14 protein-coding genes are annotated in these 16,483 nt (G+C 54.8%); 11 read left to right on the forward strand and 3 right to left on the reverse strand.

Features of this window, described 5'->3' with window-relative positions; all coding sequences use genetic code 11:
* Nucleotides 1-24: 24 nt before the first annotated feature.
* The gene (locus M3C17_RS09595) at nt 25-549 is read right to left on the reverse strand and encodes a hypothetical protein (protein ID WP_259977461.1); all 525 of its coding nucleotides are present in this window, start codon (nt 547-549) and stop codon (nt 25-27) included.
* A gap of 350 nt (nt 550-899) precedes the next feature.
* Between M3C17_RS09595 and M3C17_RS09600 the strand changes: the two genes are divergently transcribed.
* From M3C17_RS09600 to M3C17_RS09645, 10 genes are all read left to right on the forward strand, one after another.
* Nucleotides 900-2,540 carry a hypothetical protein gene (locus tag M3C17_RS09600; protein ID WP_259977462.1) on the forward strand — a complete coding sequence of 547 codons (1,641 nt, stop codon included), beginning with the start codon at nt 900-902 and terminating at the stop codon, nt 2,538-2,540.
* A gap of 172 nt (nt 2,541-2,712) precedes the next feature.
* Nucleotides 2,713-2,937, forward strand: a complete 225-nt coding sequence (locus M3C17_RS09605; protein ID WP_259977463.1) for a hypothetical protein — start codon at nt 2,713-2,715, stop codon at nt 2,935-2,937.
* Between the two features lie 108 nt (nt 2,938-3,045).
* A complete protein-coding gene (locus M3C17_RS09610; RefSeq protein ID WP_259977464.1) occupies nt 3,046-3,552 on the forward strand; it encodes a hypothetical protein in 507 nt (168 codons plus the stop codon).
* A complete protein-coding gene (locus M3C17_RS09615; RefSeq protein ID WP_259977465.1) occupies nt 3,549-4,136 on the forward strand; it encodes a hypothetical protein in 588 nt (195 codons plus the stop codon). Before M3C17_RS09610 ends, M3C17_RS09615 begins: the two co-directional genes overlap by 4 nt.
* Entirely contained in the window at nt 4,133-5,962 is a 1,830-nt protein-coding gene (locus M3C17_RS09620) for an FtsK/SpoIIIE domain-containing protein (RefSeq protein WP_259977466.1), read from the forward strand. Before M3C17_RS09615 ends, M3C17_RS09620 begins: the two co-directional genes overlap by 4 nt.
* Before the next feature lie 403 nt (nt 5,963-6,365).
* Nucleotides 6,366-6,731, forward strand: a complete 366-nt coding sequence (locus M3C17_RS09625) for a hypothetical protein (RefSeq protein WP_259977467.1) — start codon at nt 6,366-6,368, stop codon at nt 6,729-6,731.
* A gap of 1,571 nt (nt 6,732-8,302) precedes the next feature.
* Nucleotides 8,303-8,830 carry a hypothetical protein gene (locus tag M3C17_RS09630; protein ID WP_259977469.1) on the forward strand — a complete coding sequence of 176 codons (528 nt, stop codon included), beginning with the start codon at nt 8,303-8,305 and terminating at the stop codon, nt 8,828-8,830.
* Nucleotides 8,831-9,549: 719 nt separating this feature from the next.
* The gene (locus M3C17_RS09635) at nt 9,550-10,476 is read left to right on the forward strand and encodes a hypothetical protein (RefSeq protein WP_259977471.1); all 927 of its coding nucleotides are present in this window, start codon (nt 9,550-9,552) and stop codon (nt 10,474-10,476) included.
* Nucleotides 10,477-10,639: 163 nt separating this feature from the next.
* Complete coding sequence (locus M3C17_RS09640) at nt 10,640-11,608, forward strand: prepilin-type N-terminal cleavage/methylation domain-containing protein (RefSeq protein WP_259977472.1); 969 nt, start codon at nt 10,640-10,642, stop codon at nt 11,606-11,608.
* Between the two features lie 97 nt (nt 11,609-11,705).
* Complete coding sequence (locus tag M3C17_RS09645) at nt 11,706-12,170, forward strand: hypothetical protein (protein ID WP_259977473.1); 465 nt, start codon at nt 11,706-11,708, stop codon at nt 12,168-12,170.
* A 45-nt stretch (nt 12,171-12,215) separates the two neighbouring features.
* Here M3C17_RS09645 and M3C17_RS09650 read toward each other — a convergent pair whose 3' ends face one another.
* The gene (locus tag M3C17_RS09650; RefSeq protein ID WP_259977474.1) at nt 12,216-13,010 is read right to left on the reverse strand and encodes a hypothetical protein; all 795 of its coding nucleotides are present in this window, start codon (nt 13,008-13,010) and stop codon (nt 12,216-12,218) included.
* 112 nt (nt 13,011-13,122) lie between these two features.
* Here M3C17_RS09650 and M3C17_RS09655 point away from each other — a divergent pair, with 112 nt between their 5' ends.
* The gene (locus M3C17_RS09655; protein WP_259977475.1) at nt 13,123-13,590 is read left to right on the forward strand and encodes a hypothetical protein; all 468 of its coding nucleotides are present in this window, start codon (nt 13,123-13,125) and stop codon (nt 13,588-13,590) included.
* An 81-nt stretch (nt 13,591-13,671) separates the two neighbouring features.
* Here M3C17_RS09655 and M3C17_RS09660 read toward each other — a convergent pair whose 3' ends face one another.
* Nucleotides 13,672-16,473 carry a DNA methyltransferase gene (locus M3C17_RS09660; RefSeq protein ID WP_259977476.1) on the reverse strand — a complete coding sequence of 934 codons (2,802 nt, stop codon included), beginning with the start codon at nt 16,471-16,473 and terminating at the stop codon, nt 13,672-13,674.
* Nucleotides 16,474-16,483 lie beyond the last annotated feature (10 nt).

A 16,483-nucleotide genomic window follows, 5' to 3' on the forward strand; every position in this document is an offset into this window, starting at 1 on the left:
TGGGGCGCTTCTTCTTGCTGTTGCTCAGGCGTTGGCTTCTGCTTCGAGCTTGGCGAGTCGGTCTGCGAGTCGCTTCGCATCCTTCTCTGCCTTCTCCTTCGCCTTGCGGAGTTCTGCGAGCTTCTTGGTCTTGGCGCTGTTCTGCTTCTTCTCAGCGTCCCGTGCTGCCTTCTCCTGCTGCTTCACGAGTTCACGCTCGTAGCGGGTGATCTGCTGCTTCTTGTCCTTGATGCCCTGAGTGAGTTCGATGACTCGCTCCTTGGCTTCGGCAAGGTCGCTCTCCCACCCGGACAGTTCGGCGCGGAGGCTGTTCAGCCCCTCATCGTCAAGGTCGCCGGTGATGACAGCCCGCTTCTTGCGGGGGTTCTCGTTCTTCCACCCGAGGCTGTCAAGAAGGGACTGAGGGATACGGGACTGCTGCCCACGTCCACCGAGTTCAGCCCCACCATCCTTGAGAGCCTTCTTCTTCTCCGGGTCGTTGAGCCACGCGACAGAGTAACCGAGGTACTCCGCTGCTTCCTTGAGCGAGAAGAACTGTTCCTCTGCCATTGTCTTCACCTTGCTTCCTTGAATCAGTCAGGTTTGAAAGCCACTTTACACAGAGGATCCGTCATTTCGTCGTACTTCGCCCTCGTTAGAGATGAAGTACACCCCCCGCCTGACCATCCAAGGAGACCAACTCATGAAGTTTTTAACCACCCATCCCCAACCCGACCGGCTTGCCCAAGCCCGATCCGTCTACTACCGCTCCCCCGAAGGGAAGGTAGCGCTCGCTCGTGCGGGTCGCTTCATAGAGCTTGTGTTCGTCGCTGATGAGACCGAAACAACCGAACTGATTGAAACCTACCGATAACAGTTGGTGAGAGCATTCCCCGACCCGCTCTCACAAGGAGACCCTGATGTGCCAATTGAAGAGTGAAGGACCACGCTGCGCCACTCACGCCCCCGCCCTCTACCTGTATGCGGAGAACCGCTGCTCCGTATACGCCCGCATCCTTGCTGATGACTCCGTTCTCACACCTGAGGAACAGGCATCGTTCAAGGAACTCTCCGCGAAGGCAGTGTTGGATGCCAAAGAGAAGAACCGCCTGTCGGAGTTACAACGCATCCAAGCCAACGGCTCTAAGTTGTCTGAGACTGAGAAGGACAATTACGAGAAGAACCGCGCCTCCTTCTTGAAGCTATCTCGTGACGTTGACCTGAACGCTGTAGCCGGTGGAGCGATGAGCGTTCGTCAGCTTCATGCTGCTCGTGTGGATGTGCTGCGCGCCGTGACCCGTGACCCTTCCTTCAAGTCCCGCCCTGACCACAGGCTCATCACTGAGGCATTAGCGGACATAGACAGAGACCCCGAGAACTTCGGAAAGCTCTCTCGTGACCTTGAACGCACCGCCGATGAGCTTGTGGAGAGTGGCGCAGTAGCCGACTTGAAGCCCACCGTGAAGCTCGGGAACGGTCGCATCTACCCGGTGGACGCGAACAGGTTGGAGAACTTGAAGTTTCTTGCCAACCGCTACTACGAGGTGAGGGGTCAATCTCCTGTCGCTGCTGACAAGAAGCAGCGGGACGCGTATGGGGTAGTCACTCGACTTCGTGTGAACAACCCTGAGGCGTTCAAGACGATGTGTGACTTGGATGCCACAGAGGAAGAGATTGCCGAGCTACCTCCTGAATATGTTCAGTTGCGTACAAGCGCTCACTTCACCAAGGTGCTTGCGCTCGCGCATCACTATGACACGAAGCAGTTCGCGTCGGGCATTATCGCTGCTGAGGCGAAGGTTCACTCTCCCACGAACTACAAGAACAACCCTGACCGTGATGTATATGACGAGTACATTGCTGCGCTACCGAGCGTCCCTCACGTAGACGGCGTTGAGTGTGGATGGGCGGACGAAACGAAGTTCGGCAGCATGCGCAAGAGACTCACTCGTGACGAAGCTCTTCTCAGAGTGGGGAAGTATGCGCAACTCATCGAAGACTACAACGGAATGTTCACCACAACCCCACCCACCGTTGCTCTTCCAATGCCCGGTGCTCCAAAGAAGAATATGAACCCTCGTGAAGCTGAGCTACACGCTGCTGCTTCTCTCCCTCGTGGTACATCGCCTTCAAAGAAGACCGAACCATCTCTCCGTCCTGAGCTACTAACCGGCAAGGGAGGGGTGAGTCCATCAGATGCGAAGGCTCGCGCGACTGTGAAGACCTCAACTTCCACGGATGAGCCTGTGACCACACCTAAGAGCACCGTCAGGGCGTCCATCCGTTCGGATGCTCAGAGCACTCCTGCTCCTACGGTCAAGGCTGCGCCGTCAGCGACGAAGCCCTCTCCACTGCCTTCACCTCTGCCTCTTCCTTTCCCTGACAAGCAATCGTCTGCGCCGATGAAGACAACCTCCGTGGAAGTTCCTCTCAGTGCGGTCACTTCGGTGAAGGAGAGTAAGCCTCTGCTACCTCCTGCTGACACAGCGAAGGAGAAGGTAACCGAGGGAAGCATCACTGACTTCATAAACAAGATACTCAGACCAAAGAGAAGGCACTGACGTTCGTGAACCCCCACCGAATCAGGTGGGGGTTCTTCGTTCGCGCCTCTGACCGGGAAATGGGTTGAGGGACAAGTTTCCGTCCCATCCGCATTTTTGTTCCTCGTCATCATCTTGCTCGTTAGAGATAGATCATCACTCTCCCCTGAGTGCCTGACCAAGGAGAACCAAAATGCCTGAATTACTCATACCCGCAATCGCTGTCGTGATGGTGGTGCTACTCACCTTCTTCATTCCGAACACGGTTGTGAAGGTGTTGCTCGTCGTGGGCTTCATCAGTTACGTCGTGTTCGCGGGCTTCAACGCTGCTGACACGCAACAGAAGTTCGTCAACGACACCACCTCATACATCGGTGAACTCGACTCAGTGAAGACCATCACTGATGGTTTGAAGTGACCCGAACCACTTCACGGCAGATCTGCCGATAAAACTTGTGAGAGGTTCCTTCGGACAGTTTTCGGACGAGTTTCGGACGAGTTTCGGACATGCCCTCTCAATCATCAGATGAAAGGACTGTCTATGTGTAGACCTCAACCCGCTCCCCGTTGCGCATCTCACGCCAAGGGTGCGATAGCGAAAGCGAAGAAGAACGGTGACGTTGAAGCTCTGACTGCTGCGCAACGCGCCTACGAACTCACGCCTGAGTTCAGGAAGCAACTGAGTCAAAAAGTTGAAGAGTTGCGTGCTGACCTTGTGCGTGGTGTATCCGATGGAAAAGGACATCAGGAGCTGCTTGATGAGCTTGCTGCTGCGGAGCTACTACTTGCTCGCCGTTCTCGCGAGTACAACAGGCGCATCAAAGCTTGGAAGAAGAGTCGCTGTGTTCTTGCTGCTGACACCTCAGCCAACTACCCCACCATCACGAAGCTCGTGGAAGACGAGAGAGAGCCTGTGGAGGCTCGTCGCATCGGGATAGAGAACCTTCGCACTCGTGGTGGACTCTACGGCTCATTTGAGTCGCGTGAACTGTCCGCGATGTTCGGGGTTCCTCTGTTGAAGGAGTCCGCATGAACCCGAACGAGTTTGAGATGCGTGTGCGTTCTTCTGTCTACCGAGCGAGCGCTGCTGTTGCTGTGCTTCCCGCAGTCAATCCACCCAACCCACCACAACCGGCTGACTTCATCAATGCCTACTTCAAGCACATAGGAGAACCCGCCCCTGCGATGACAGACGGAGTGAGAGAAGGGTTCCTTCACGCCGGTAGTCAAGTACAGATGCTCTTCGTGGCAATCAACCACACGCAGTGGTGCCTCTGTGCCGATTGGTTGAACAGGGAGTTCTCTTCTCAAATCACCGCCTCAGCAAGCATCCGTTGCTTCACCGACAGGGTTACCGCAGCGAACGAACCGTTCCGTCAAAGGATAGGGAGAACTGACTACCTCGTGTTGGTGTCCACTCCCTACGGAGCGAAGAACACAGTGAAGAACCATGTGAGCGACATATGGCGGGTAAACGTGAACGTGCTGAACGCTCAACCGTCAGCATCATCTTCACCGCAACCAACGAAGTTCAACCTTCACACCCCGGACAGGTTCAAGAACCTTCCACCCCGACCACAACCATTTACCCCAATCAACCGAAAGGACACACCATGAAAAAGAAAGAAGAAGAGTTACCCCGCATCAACCGTTGGGAACTGTTAACCAACAAGCAAGACCCGTGGGAAGACCTCTACGAGTTGTACACTCGTCCGCGAGTGGAGCAGCCCTCTCCGGTAGCTGAGCTCTTACACTCAATACTGCGCGGGGTCGGCATCTTTGGTGTAATCGCGGGGATAATCATACTATTCTTCGCACCGTTCGCCGGAATCACACTCATAGCCGTAGCGAGCGGGGTCTACTTCGCTCAGGTCTTCCTTGTGATACTTGACTTTGCGTTCCTGTTCGTCATCTCTCGTTATCCCCTTCAAGTTCACGTTGCGGGGTTGGCAGTTTCGTTCGGAGTGTTCGTAGCGAGCTTAATCTTCAAGCTTGGAAACACAACCACGGCATTTGCCTTCTTCTCTGCCGCCTACTTCTTGGCGGTGTCAGTAGTTGTAGGTCTCTACATCGGCATTCGTCGCTTTCTAAATCCACCCGTGATGGAGGAAGTGACAACCAAGAAAGACACGAGAACCAAGTTCGAGGTCAAGGTTGATGAGCAACTCCCCTCCACCCTTGTCAACTACTACTCACCAACTACCGAGTATCCGGTAGACAGGCTTGTAGAACGAGACTTCGCGAGCAAGGAAGATTTCAAGGTTGCGCAAAGAGAGGCAAAGGAGGAAAACCATCTTGAACGCGTCCGTGACGCCAACCGCTACATTGACCATGCCCGGGAGATAGAAGACGGCGTGGTCGAAGTTCTGTTGCTCACCAAAGAGGGAACTTCAGCGGACAAGCTCATCAGCAACATATCCATCATCAACAACGACTTAGGCGCTTTCGGGGTGAACGTCGTTGCTAACCCCGACCGTCCATCCAACCAAGTTCTCATTCACATCAACATGAAGAGACAGAAAACTGAGATGGAGAAACTGATTGAAGCTCGTCCCAACGCTGCGATGTACGCGAATCACTCACGCGAGAACCTCTTCCGTCTTCCAATCGGCGTTGACGCTTCGGGTACGACTATCTACCTTGACCTCTCACACACGTTGATTGCGGGCGTGAGCCGTTCCGGAAAGGGTTCTCCAATTCAAAGAATCCTTGAGTACTACGCACCCCTTGTGAAGGAAGGCAAGGTTCGTCTGTGGGGTATCGACCCCAAGAATGCGGAGTTCAAAGATTTTCGCAACACCACCCTGTTCTACCGTCTCGCGATTTACTCCAACGAGCAAGGAGCGCTACTCGATGAGTTCCACTCCGAGATGAAGCGTAAACAAGAAATCTCCGGGCGTCATGGAGAGGTGTCTACCGAGACCCCCATTGACATCCTCATCGTCGATGAGATTGTGGCGTTGATGAACAACAAGACTGTGATGAAGAGTGAGGGATACACAGGAGAGTCGCGTCAGCTTCTTTGGGACGAGATTCTTACCCAAGGTGCTTCTGACTTCTCCTTCATCGTTGCCGCGACTCAGATAGTGGTTGCGAGTGTCTTGGGTGATACTCGTGTTAACTACATCAACCGAATCGCGCTTCGTCTTGCTTCCGCAAGTCATGTTGACATCGTTCTCGGAGATGGTGCCGTTCGTGACGAAGGTGCGCTTGCTAACAAGATTCCACGCGCAACAGTCGGAAACGGCTACTTCTCGTCCGGTATCGCTAACGTGGTTGGCGACGATGGGCTTCATCTCATCAGGTTCGCATACACAAGCGACGAGGATATTGAGAGGCTGATAGAGGCGTTCCCTCTACCCGAGGGCACTCCCCCTGTGGACGTAGGTGAAGACAGAACGGCTGAGATTGATGCCTTCCTCTCTTCCTTCGCTGAAGACTGAGAATCATCCTGAACGAAACCCACCACTGAAAAGTTGGTGGGTTTCGTTCGTTTTGGCGTACTTCTGCCGATATAGAAGGAGACAAGGTTCCCCGTTTGAATCAGTCCTTTCGTTGAACATGTCACCGAACCCATAAAGGTTCTCCAACACAGATCAAGGCTCAGGGGTAAAAGTAGTCTCTGATCACCGAAGGTTGGAGGAAGTCACACCACTCCGGTACTGACATCCTCCAACCTTCTTTTTCGATTCGGGAATGTTGCTTTTCGGAGAAGTGTTCTACTATGTACTACACAACATGTCAAGTTGGGAGTTCTCAAAGTCATTCTCGTTAGGGATGTACTTAACACAAGATCGGAGAACTAACCGATATAGCTTGTGAAGTCCCGACCAAAGGAGAACACCAATGACTATCAAGAAGAGCCTCACAGTCCTCAGCCTCATCGTGGCTGCGAGCATCACACTCACCGCGTGTAGTGGCACCGCAGAACCCACACCCAAGCCGAGCGTGACCGCACCCGCAACCACCGAACCCACACCTGTTGAGACCCCTGACGAGGGTGAGCAGATCAGCGGCGTGGAGGACAAGGCAGTCGACATTGACCTTGCGGAGGGTCAGACCACCGTTGAATACGAAGGTCAGACCTACGAATGTGAGAGCGGTGCTATCGCTGTTCGTATCAAGACCACGCCAAGCGGAACCATCCACGAGTGTGTTCTTCCCGTTGATGACGAGATCGGTGGGCTGATTGAAGAGCATGTAGGCGAGTAAGGGTTTGACCGTTGTATGAACCGATTACTCAACTACATACTTGGAGGCTTCCTCGTCCTAACAGGCGCAGCCCTATCACTCACGCTCAGTGAGACATCCGCTCATGCGGTGAACTGTGGCGCTGCTGAATGCTACGCCGACTCCACCGTTCGCGGTGAAAGCAATTGGGAGGACACAGCATCCTCCGGTGGCTCAGGTTCCACGGGTGGCGGGGGCGGAGGTCACTCTTCCTCAGACTTCGTGATGACCGTCCGAACCTGCGACTCGTGGCTTCCTGTTGGTGGAGGGCAAAGCACCGGCACCTACCCTGCTGAGAACTCCAACCGCTACAACTGCTCGTTCGCTGATGGTGGCGCATACACAGGCTCAGGCGGCGAGATATGGTTCAGCTGTGCTCCACGCTCTGACCGTGCCTCAAACGGTCGTGTGACGGTCTTCTACCAAGACCCGAACACCGGTAGACGAACCTACGCGTGGTACTACTGCCTGTACCCCACCGACGCATACGCTCCGATTGAACGCCTACAAGGTTCCGGAAAGATCTACACAGGCGGTCAAGGCTCCTTCTTCCTCACAGGAACAAGCCCCAACGCGTCACAGGTGCGAACCTATAACGGTGGAGGCAACCTCTCCAACACCTCCGGTTACATCAGCCGAAACGTGAACCTCGCAAATCCTGAGGCGTACACCGGGGCATGGCAACCATCCTTCACCGGGCGAACTTCCACGAAATCCAACGGAGACCCTGACTACGGGTTCTACCGTTTGGATTGGCGTTTGGACTACCGAATCTGTGAGAAGTGGGCTTATCCATCTTGGTTGGGTGTTCCCGCCCGCTACGACTGTTCTCGCACCGGAGTGGACACTTCCGCGACTCCATACACCTACGCATGTAACTTCAACCCACCACTTGTTGAAGGCGTCCGTTCAGATGGACTGTTCATCCCGAGCGCGTGTGAACCACGTTGGGTATGTGACATCAGTGGTGACACCACCGTTGGTGGTCAGCCTGATGCTCTCACAGTGATGCGTAACGGTGAGCAGCTTCCTGTTCGCTTCCCAAGCGTAGGAGTGTCAGGAACGAACGTTCGCAACGCTACTGATTGGCGCTACTTCAACGCTCCCCTGCGGGATGTGTCACCAACCCTGAACTACGTGGAGTCCTCGTGGGCTTGGAGCACGTGGGATAGCTACCGTCAGGATGGAACGATTGCGTTCCGTTGGGCAAGTGTGAAAACAGGGCAAGGCTTTGAGTGGAACACTCGCTTCCGCTTCACAGCGCAGTTCTACCTACCTACACAGACCGTGGTGGGTGGTTCGCCTACCTACCGTTGGGTGACGGGCACGGCTGAGTGTCCTCAGACTGTTGATAGTCCGAAAGTGGAGGTGGTGCGTGCTGTGAACAGATGAGCCGATAGTACTTGTGCCACCTCGGTTCGTATCGTTGTTCGGTTTTTGTGTTGAAGTGCCCCACCTGAGTCAGGTGGGGCACTTCGTTGTTTCACCCTCGCCCGCATTTTTGTGGCGATTCTGCCGATATAGAAGGGGAACGACTAACCAAGGAGGACTCCATGAGCGAGATCACTGACCAAACACCTGAGATGAAAGCAGTGATGCTTCATACGAAGAAGACCACGCGTGCGTTCTTGAAGCAGCGTCATCCTGAGTTGGGGTCTCGTGCTTCCATCGGAAAGATCGACTACGGCTTAGAGAAGAAGCAGCGTGCCGAGTTTGATCCTGAAACGGCTGATGATGACTACAAGCACTTGATGTCAGTGTTCCCATACATCTCACGTTCTATGACTCGCTTGGCGGTTGAGAACCCGGATGTCTACAACGAAGAACTCGTTGAGGATCTCGTTGAGATGTACAACGCTGACCCCGCTATCCCTTCAACTGTGCTCGCTTTCGCCTCTCCGTTCAATGAGGACGGCAATCTGTTGGTCACTTTTGTGTTCGCGGACATCCCGCTTCGTGACGAACGTGCTGCTGCGGGTGAGTACACCACGCTTGAGGATGTCGTGGAACCGATAGAGCTTCTACCTCCACGTCCTGTCTCCAAGGTCAACCCAATGAATCTGCTTCGTTCAGCGGAGTGACCACCTGAAACCCCCACGCTGCTTGTTCGGCGTGGGGGTTTCGTTTTGCCCGTTAGGAACTTCAGGTCTTCAAGTTTTTGAAGCGTTCTGTCCGTTACGGACGAGATCTGCCGATAACACTTACAACCCCTGATCCTGCCACCGACTGAAAGGCAGTTCACCCTGAAGGAGACCTAACGATGACACCCTCAACCACCACGCTCAACGAGCAACACTTAGCTGATGCGGCATTCGACGCTCGTGGTGCCACAACTGAGCATCAACGAAATCGCGCTCGTCTATACCGAGACCACATCACGTTCAACCGAATCTCTTCAACCGCAAGCGGTAGGAACTGTTTCCGTTCTCGTCGTGGAGGCTCCAACGGAACTGCACTACTTAGGACACACACATCCAAAGGCATCTTCTCAAAGTGGGCGCGTCAGTCTTGTAAGAGTGCTCTCTGCCCCATCTGCTCCACACAACGCGCGAAGCAGGATGCTGCTGAACTTACAGTTGCGACTCGTGCTCACGTGGCTCGTGGTGGCACAGCCCTGTTCCTCACGTTGTCCGCGCGTAGTGTCTATTCGCGAACTCCACAGTTTGACAACGCCGAGTACCACTTCCGCAACGACGCAGAAGCCCTTACGGCGTTCAGAGAGTCAGAGAAGAACTACTCTCCTGTCGGAAGGTCAGAGAGGCTCAGAGCACGGGTAGCTGCTTACGCAGAAGAACATGCCGTGAAGGTTCACACTCACACGGATTGGGAGCTTACTCATCGCCATGACGTGTTCAAGAGTGTGGCATCTCGTAGCGTCTTTGGTGGAGCACAGTGGAGCAAGGACGCAAAGCGTTACGGTGTGCGTGCCCGCGTCATCGTGACTGAGTTGGTGCCTACTCCCGCGAAAGCCAAGTCATCCGCACCCAACAAGCGCGGCGTGGATTGGAACTATGTGACCCACAACCTTCACCTTCATATCGTTCTCTTCCTTGACCCTCTTCCTACGGAAGAGGGTTCCACTCGTCGTCTGAACGCTTCGGAGCGTGACGAGCTCGTGAACCGTCTATACGGTCGTTGGGAACGCGCTCTCAAGAAGCACGGAATCACCGCGAAGAAGGAAGCACAGGATTTCTCTTGGATAGCCGCTGATGAGATTGAGAAGGTTGCTCACTACATCAACAAGCTTCCTCGTGAACTCATCACCGGGAAGTCAGCGGGTAAGGAAGGGCACATGTCGATATGGGATGCGTTACGTGCTGCTGAAGGCGGTCACATCACTGAGTCAGGTGAACTACTTGAAGCTGACCCCGCTGCTCGTAATTGGTTCCGTCAGGTTGAGCAACTCTTCTACCGCAAGAAGCTCATCATGTTCTCCACCAACTTCGCTGAGCGAATGGGTGTTGCTGATGAGTTGAAGGCTCGCCGTGAAGAGTTCTTCAGCACCGCACTGACGGAGACCGTGCTGTTGTTCGGTGAGGGCACGTGGAGGTGGATGTGTGAAGAGAACCCCGAGTTCCGATACGAACTTCTCAACATGGCTGAGAACACCACAGGCGAGAACTTGAAAGCCTTCATCAGAGAACACGGTTACCCGTTCATCGAGCCGTCAACACCAACCTTGGATGAGGTTGAAGATGACGACTTTTGGAACATGGAACCGTTCTGAGTCACTCCCGTTCTCGCTACTGCCCCTCGTTCTTCTTGAGCAAGGGGCAGTTCCATGTCTCGCCCTGATTCACGGTCGTAGAGAGACGCGATCTTGTCCCGTCCGCATTTTCTGAGATCTACCGATATTAGAAGGGAATGAACAACGAAAGGACTACACCAACATGATTCAAAAGCTTAGAGAGTTACAAGCGCAAGCATCGGAAGAAGGCTTCACCCTCATCGAACTGATGATCACAGTCGTCATCATCGGAATCCTCGCAGCGATAGCGATCCCCATCTTCACCGGGCAACAGAAGGCAGCCATAGACGCAGGAGTGAAGAGCGACGTGAAGAACATGGCTGACGTAACCATACCCACCAAGCTCTCCGCGAACGGCAACAACCTTGCTGCTCAAGTCGCTCCCTTAGTTGGCTCCGTGGATGGTCAAACCCTCACCGCACAACAAGCCAAGTATCAAGACATCAGCCTCTCAGACGAGAACACCAAAATCACCATCGGTGGTGGGTGGTCTGACTTCACTGTTCTTGCCACCAACGAGAGTAGTGAATCCGTATGGTGTTCATCTATCAAAGATGGAGCAAGACGCCTTCACTCCGGTGAGGACTGTAAGGGCATCCCCGGTTACACCGAATGGACAGATGAACTTGGTAACCCCGGCGAAGGCGGCGGCTCATTAGCTGAAGGTTGTGAAGCGTTCGGCGGACTACAACCGGAAGAGGTTGCTCTACAACACGGATGGTACGGCTCATACGAGGCTGACCACTACGTAGACAATATTGACGAAGGTTGGTTACGCACACCTCAGCAGAAGGCTGACTGTCGCGCTCGCTACTCAGCAGCCGAAGCAGCTGATATTGGCGCAAAAGAACGTGCTGCGGCTCGTGAGGTTGTTCTTCAAATGGTGAAAGACAACATCGCAGCAAACAACAGAACCGACCGCACCGAGTGGAGTGGAAGCACTACCTACTTAAATATTGAAGGTAGCTACAATTACAACTACGGAGCGGTCGACGTTGATGGTGCTGACTTCAGCGCAGAAGCATCAGTGACTTCCAAAGATCCACGTATCGGAATCCAAGAGAACTTCACTTGCTACGGAAGTTCAATCGCAACCGCTACCTGTTTCTAAACGCTCCGACTGAGACCCCCTCTGACTTGTTCAACGAGGGGGTCTCATCATGTTTCGTGTCAGATCTTCCGATATTAGAGATGAACAAGGAGAACCCATGAAACGAAAAACACTCACACTCACTGCGATAGGTGCTTCCGCCCTCATCCTTGCGGGAGCAATCGCTGTTCCTTCTCTCGCAGCAACCACCACATCCAACGCCACCGCTCCACCCGCTATGAACCAAGCAGCGGTCAGTAGAACCGCTGTCGTGGCTGCTGCTGTTGCGGGAACGAAAACAATCACTTCATGTATTGCCTCAAAGCCCGTGGACACCTACGCGAACGTCGTTCTGACTGAGGATGTGGAAGATTGCCGCTCTCGTGCCGGATGGAAGGACAGCTATACAGACGGCTACCTCTCCCAAGCGTTCGGCAACAACACCAAGGCTCCCGTAGACCCCTACAACTTCGGACGCCCCATACCACCATCCACATACTGCGTAGAGGTCACCTATTTTGGTAGCGAAGACCTTCCCCGCTACCCGGTCATCTGTAACGGTGTGCTCTACACCACGTACTGACACGAAGAACCCCCACCTGAATCAGGTGGGGGTTCTCGCATAGGTTCACGCAGCGAGGTCAACCATGCGCCACGTCTGAACGTCACAAGGGAACAGGAGCAGCCCATCGAACTGCCACTCGTCAAGCGATGGACTGACACAGGCAATTGGCACTTGAACACAGTGGTCAGTGTCAGAGTTCGGGCTGAGGGTAAACGCTGCTGCTTCACCCGGTGCCTCATCCTCAGGGAGGAAACCCAACACGGCATGTTCGTTGGCGTGAGCGTTTCGGACATTCTCAATCTCGGTCGCTATCCCACTCATCTCTGCTCTGAAGATGTCACTCAGTGCGATAACAACTTCGTAGTACTCATCGTCGTAGTCGTATGCGATGCGTGCGGCTGTCTCGTTGATGAAGGCTTCGAACTGTTCACGGTGTTCTCGGGTGGGCACACTGATGATGAGCGTCTTGGTTCGAACAGGACGGTACTCAGTTCTGTGAACCTCGACTAATCCACCGTCGTCAGACATCACCGCGTGGGTGTTGTAGCCGTTGCTTGGTGGACGTGTGTCCACAATCGGGAATAAGGTGTAGAACTCAACACTGCTGTCCTCACCGAATGAGTAGATCGCATGGATGGGGTAGTCCCTCACATCGTCTTCTACGCGGTGGGTGGATGGGGTGATGCCGTGGTTGGCACACCAAAGCTGATAGTTGCGGATGAGGGGTTCAAGGGAGAGATCGCGGATCATCCCGGCGTAGGCACTGTGGTCATCTTCTTTGGGGTGGAGGTGGTCTGTGGTGAGTCGTTCGTAGAGCGTGGGTTCGTCGTTGTCAAAGTTCAGTATGTCTGCGTTCATGTTGGGTGCCTTTCGTAAGATGTCCACCTTCTATATCGGTAAGAACACACTCCGATGAACAGCAAAATCATCATGTTGAGTAGAGTTAGATCGTCAACGAGGGGATGGGTGCGTGCCGATCAACGACCCGGATGAGCGAGAAGCGATAGATTCATCCAACCCTTTCCGTCTTTGGTGTTTGGCTCAGCACCCTTCTGCGCAAGTGAAAGAGCTTGTGGCATACAACTCTTGGACGCCGCCTGACGCGTTGGCATGGCTCGTGGGCGGTAGTAACCCATATGTTCGCGAAGCGGCTCTGAAACACCCGCGTATGACTTCTCAGGTCATGTTGTGGGCTTGGGAGGTAGCTGATGTTTGGACGAAAGTGGATTTGGTGGAGTTGGAGGACTGTCCTCTTGAGCTTCTCACTGATGCGCTGTTGGAACATCAGCCGATGCGGTTGAGGTGGGCTGCGTGGCAGCAGATTGTGGAAGAGCCGCTTGGGTCTGAAAAGTTCGAGACTGTGATGCGTCCACTGTGGGCTGATGGAGACTACACGTCGATGCCGCACTCGTGGATCGGTGCCATGTTCGGCTTCTGAACCGGTGTCGTGCTGAGAAGCATGAACTGAGAGAACAACACTTCTCTCAGCGTTGTTCTCTCAGTTCATTGAAAGCCCGTCTTAGCGCCTCTGACGCTTCTTCGGAGCAGCCGCAAGCAGCCCTGCCGTGACGCTCTCGTAGAGATTGAACAGCGTCTCCAAGATTCCGACCTCACTCGTGTTGGTACGCAGCCCATAGGCGTTGAGAACAGCCTTGTCGAGATCTGCGTGTGCCTTCCGGAGGACGGTTGGCATCACTGCGCGGTTGTAGAGAGTCGCGAGTGTGGAGTCCGGGAACTGAGCACGTGCTTCCAACACCTTCTCTGCTGCGACCGTCACAGCCTTCTTACGAGCATCATCCGTGTAGACCGGGAAGGGGAAGTTGTTGTAGGTGATCTCAGAAGAGATGCGCGGGTCTTCCTTCAACCGTCCCGACACCGCTTTGTTCCAAACGCTGAAGACCTTGCTGCTCATCACACCGAAGGTCTCAGTGCTTGCCCCGATAACGCATGAGAGCGCATCGTTCGGCACGAAGTCGGGGGTCAGGAACTCAAACGGCGTATAGTCCCGGTCGTGAGATGAGTGCCGGGGAACCCCAAGGAAGTCGACGGTGGGCTGACGGTTAATCTGCTGCCACTCCCACGCCCGGTCGGCATCCTTCTGAGTGGCGAGCTTCGTTGATGCCGCACGGAACGCCCGCACAGCCTCAACGCGCTCCTTCAGCACCGGGCTGTTGAGCAGGTCGTTAGGGTCAACCCCCACCATCCACAGCCCCCACCGCTCAATGCCGTTGATGAGTTCCTCGCTGCCGACAACTCGCCTCAGGTACTTCGCCGCAATGGGGTCATTCGCCCGGATGCGCGCAGCGTCCTCAGCGCTGATCTTGGAGAGCAGGTTGTTGTCCACCGGCTTATTGCCGTTGGTCATGGGAGGGCTGTCCGCACGAAGGGGCTTGCTCCTGCTGCGGATGAGAAGGTTTGGGGCGTCCAACAGGTAGGCATTGATGTTGTCCACCGCGACAAGCTCAGGGTCGCTGTTCACGGTTTCGTATGACCACAGCGACCGCTTCCCCTTCTTCGGGGTGTCTCCATGCCAACTGATGCCGACGATCACCACATAGACGCTTGCTTCCTTACCGCCCGCGTTCCTCCACCGGAAGGTGCGGTGAGCGAAGTCGATAGCGGCACCCAACTGATAGAGAACGTTCCAAATCACTGCGGGCTGCTGCCCCTGAGTGATGCTATTGGTGGAAACGAACGCCGCTACAGCCTTGGTTCCTTCGATGTGTCGTGCCGCCACGAGATACCACGACGCGACGTAGTCGAGGATGCCGGAACCGCTGAGTCCCTTCCACACCAACGCAACGTCTTGCTTCTGCTCCGCGTTCAGGTTCGTTGAACCGTAGAACGGAGGGTTGCCCATGATGATCGTGTTGTCGTCCATCGGGCAGACCTCAGCCCAATCCAAACGGAGAGCGTTGCCCCTCACGATCTTGGCGGATTCCTTCAGCGGGAAACGGTTGGGAGATGACCCCAACACCTCATCCATTGCGAGGTTCGCTTGCCTGTCAGCGAGATACATCGCCACGGTTGCGATCTGTGAAGACCACTCTTCATACTCAATGCCGTGGAACTGTGTGAGCTTCACCACCACGCCCACATTGTCTGCGTTCGCAATCTCCAACCCGACCTGTCCCTGAGTTCCCTCAAGCTCTTGAAGACGAGCAAGGATCTTCAACTCAATGTCGCGGAGACGCTTGTAGGCAACGATGAGGAAGTTACCGGAGCCACACGCGGGGTCAATGTAGTTCCTCTCCCCAAGCGACTTACGAAGCTCCCTCAACCCCTTAACGTCATCCCACACCTTGCGCAGCCGATCCAAGTAGTCATCAAGGAAAAGCGGACGGATGAGCTTCAGGATGTTCTGCTCCGAGGTGTAGTGCTCTCCAAGCGCCCGTCGTTCTTCTTTGCTCTTGACGGTTTGGAACATCGCACCGAAAACAGCAGGGCTGATGCCCGACCAATCGTAGTGACAGGCTTTCAGAAGCGCTTCCCGCATCTCGGGGGTGAACTTGAAGAACGGGAGATCGTCCTTGTTGTCATACAGCCCGCCATTCACGTAAGGGAAGGCGGCGAGCAGCGGATCCGTGTGGGGCGGTCGTTCTTCGTGAGCGAGGACGTAGAAGAGTTCCTGTAACCGGCTACCGACATCGGATCCGTCAGGGCGGGTGGCTTCAACGATCTCCTGAAAGCGTCCCTTCTTCTTCCACATGTAGGTGTCGTCACCAAAGAGAAGGAAGAGGACACGGACGAGGAAGACTGAGACGTGATGACCGGTGTACCCGGCTTTCTCAAACGTCTCAAACAGGTCGCCCATCAGAACTGCCGCGTCCCTGTCAGCGACAATCTCGTTGATGGTGGCGTTCTTGTCGTACTCCCCGAAAACGGCTTCTACCCGGTGGAGGTTCGCCGGAAGCTCGTCAAGTGCGAACTCTGACGTGGTGCCTTGGAACACGTCGATGATGCGGATGGTTGCGAAGTCGCTGATGATGAGGAACGGAGCACGGTCGTGAGACGGGAGGGAGACAAGGTAGTCACGCGCTTGCTTCTCGGCAGCGTCAAGGCTCTTCCCGGCGCTCTTGTGCTCGATGAGAACGATGCCGCTCCACAGCACGTCAATGAACTGAATGGTGTTCGTGGTGCTGCTTCGGACGGGGTACTCGAACTCCACCCCGGCTGCGAGTAGGTCTTCAACTCCGACGACGTATCGGAGGAAGTCGCTCCAAAAGGACTGCGCGTACTGCTTCTCACGCTTGATCTTGCTCCACTTGGAAGCGAAGTCTTTCGCTGCTTTTCGACGCGCGGTTACGTCCTTGATCGCCATGACCACACCC

Origin of the sequence: Microbacterium sp. p3-SID336 (assembly GCF_025143365.1) — a bacterium.
Lineage (GTDB): Bacteria > Actinomycetota > Actinomycetes > Actinomycetales > Microbacteriaceae > Microbacterium.

Excerpts from the sequence above, each read along its gene's own strand:
- M3C17_RS09595 (WP_259977461.1), bottom strand. The coding sequence starts at position 549 with ATGGCAGAGGAACAGTTCTTCTCGCTCAAGGAAGCAGCGGAGTACCTC.
- M3C17_RS09600 (WP_259977462.1), top strand. The coding sequence starts at position 900 with ATGTGCCAATTGAAGAGTGAAGGACCACGCTGCGCCACTCACGCCCCC.
- M3C17_RS09605 (WP_259977463.1), top strand. The coding sequence starts at position 2,713 with ATGCCTGAATTACTCATACCCGCAATCGCTGTCGTGATGGTGGTGCTA.
- M3C17_RS09610 (WP_259977464.1), top strand. The coding sequence starts at position 3,046 with ATGAAAGGACTGTCTATGTGTAGACCTCAACCCGCTCCCCGTTGCGCA.
- M3C17_RS09615 (WP_259977465.1), top strand. The coding sequence starts at position 3,549 with ATGAACCCGAACGAGTTTGAGATGCGTGTGCGTTCTTCTGTCTACCGA.
- M3C17_RS09620 (WP_259977466.1), top strand. The coding sequence starts at position 4,133 with ATGAAAAAGAAAGAAGAAGAGTTACCCCGCATCAACCGTTGGGAACTG.
- M3C17_RS09625 (WP_259977467.1), top strand. The coding sequence starts at position 6,366 with ATGACTATCAAGAAGAGCCTCACAGTCCTCAGCCTCATCGTGGCTGCG.
- M3C17_RS09630 (WP_259977469.1), top strand. The coding sequence starts at position 8,303 with ATGAGCGAGATCACTGACCAAACACCTGAGATGAAAGCAGTGATGCTT.
- M3C17_RS09640 (WP_259977472.1), top strand. The coding sequence starts at position 10,640 with ATGATTCAAAAGCTTAGAGAGTTACAAGCGCAAGCATCGGAAGAAGGC.
- M3C17_RS09645 (WP_259977473.1), top strand. The coding sequence starts at position 11,706 with ATGAAACGAAAAACACTCACACTCACTGCGATAGGTGCTTCCGCCCTC.
- M3C17_RS09650 (WP_259977474.1), bottom strand. The coding sequence starts at position 13,010 with ATGAACGCAGACATACTGAACTTTGACAACGACGAACCCACGCTCTAC.
- M3C17_RS09660 (WP_259977476.1), bottom strand. The coding sequence starts at position 16,473 with ATGGCGATCAAGGACGTAACCGCGCGTCGAAAAGCAGCGAAAGACTTC.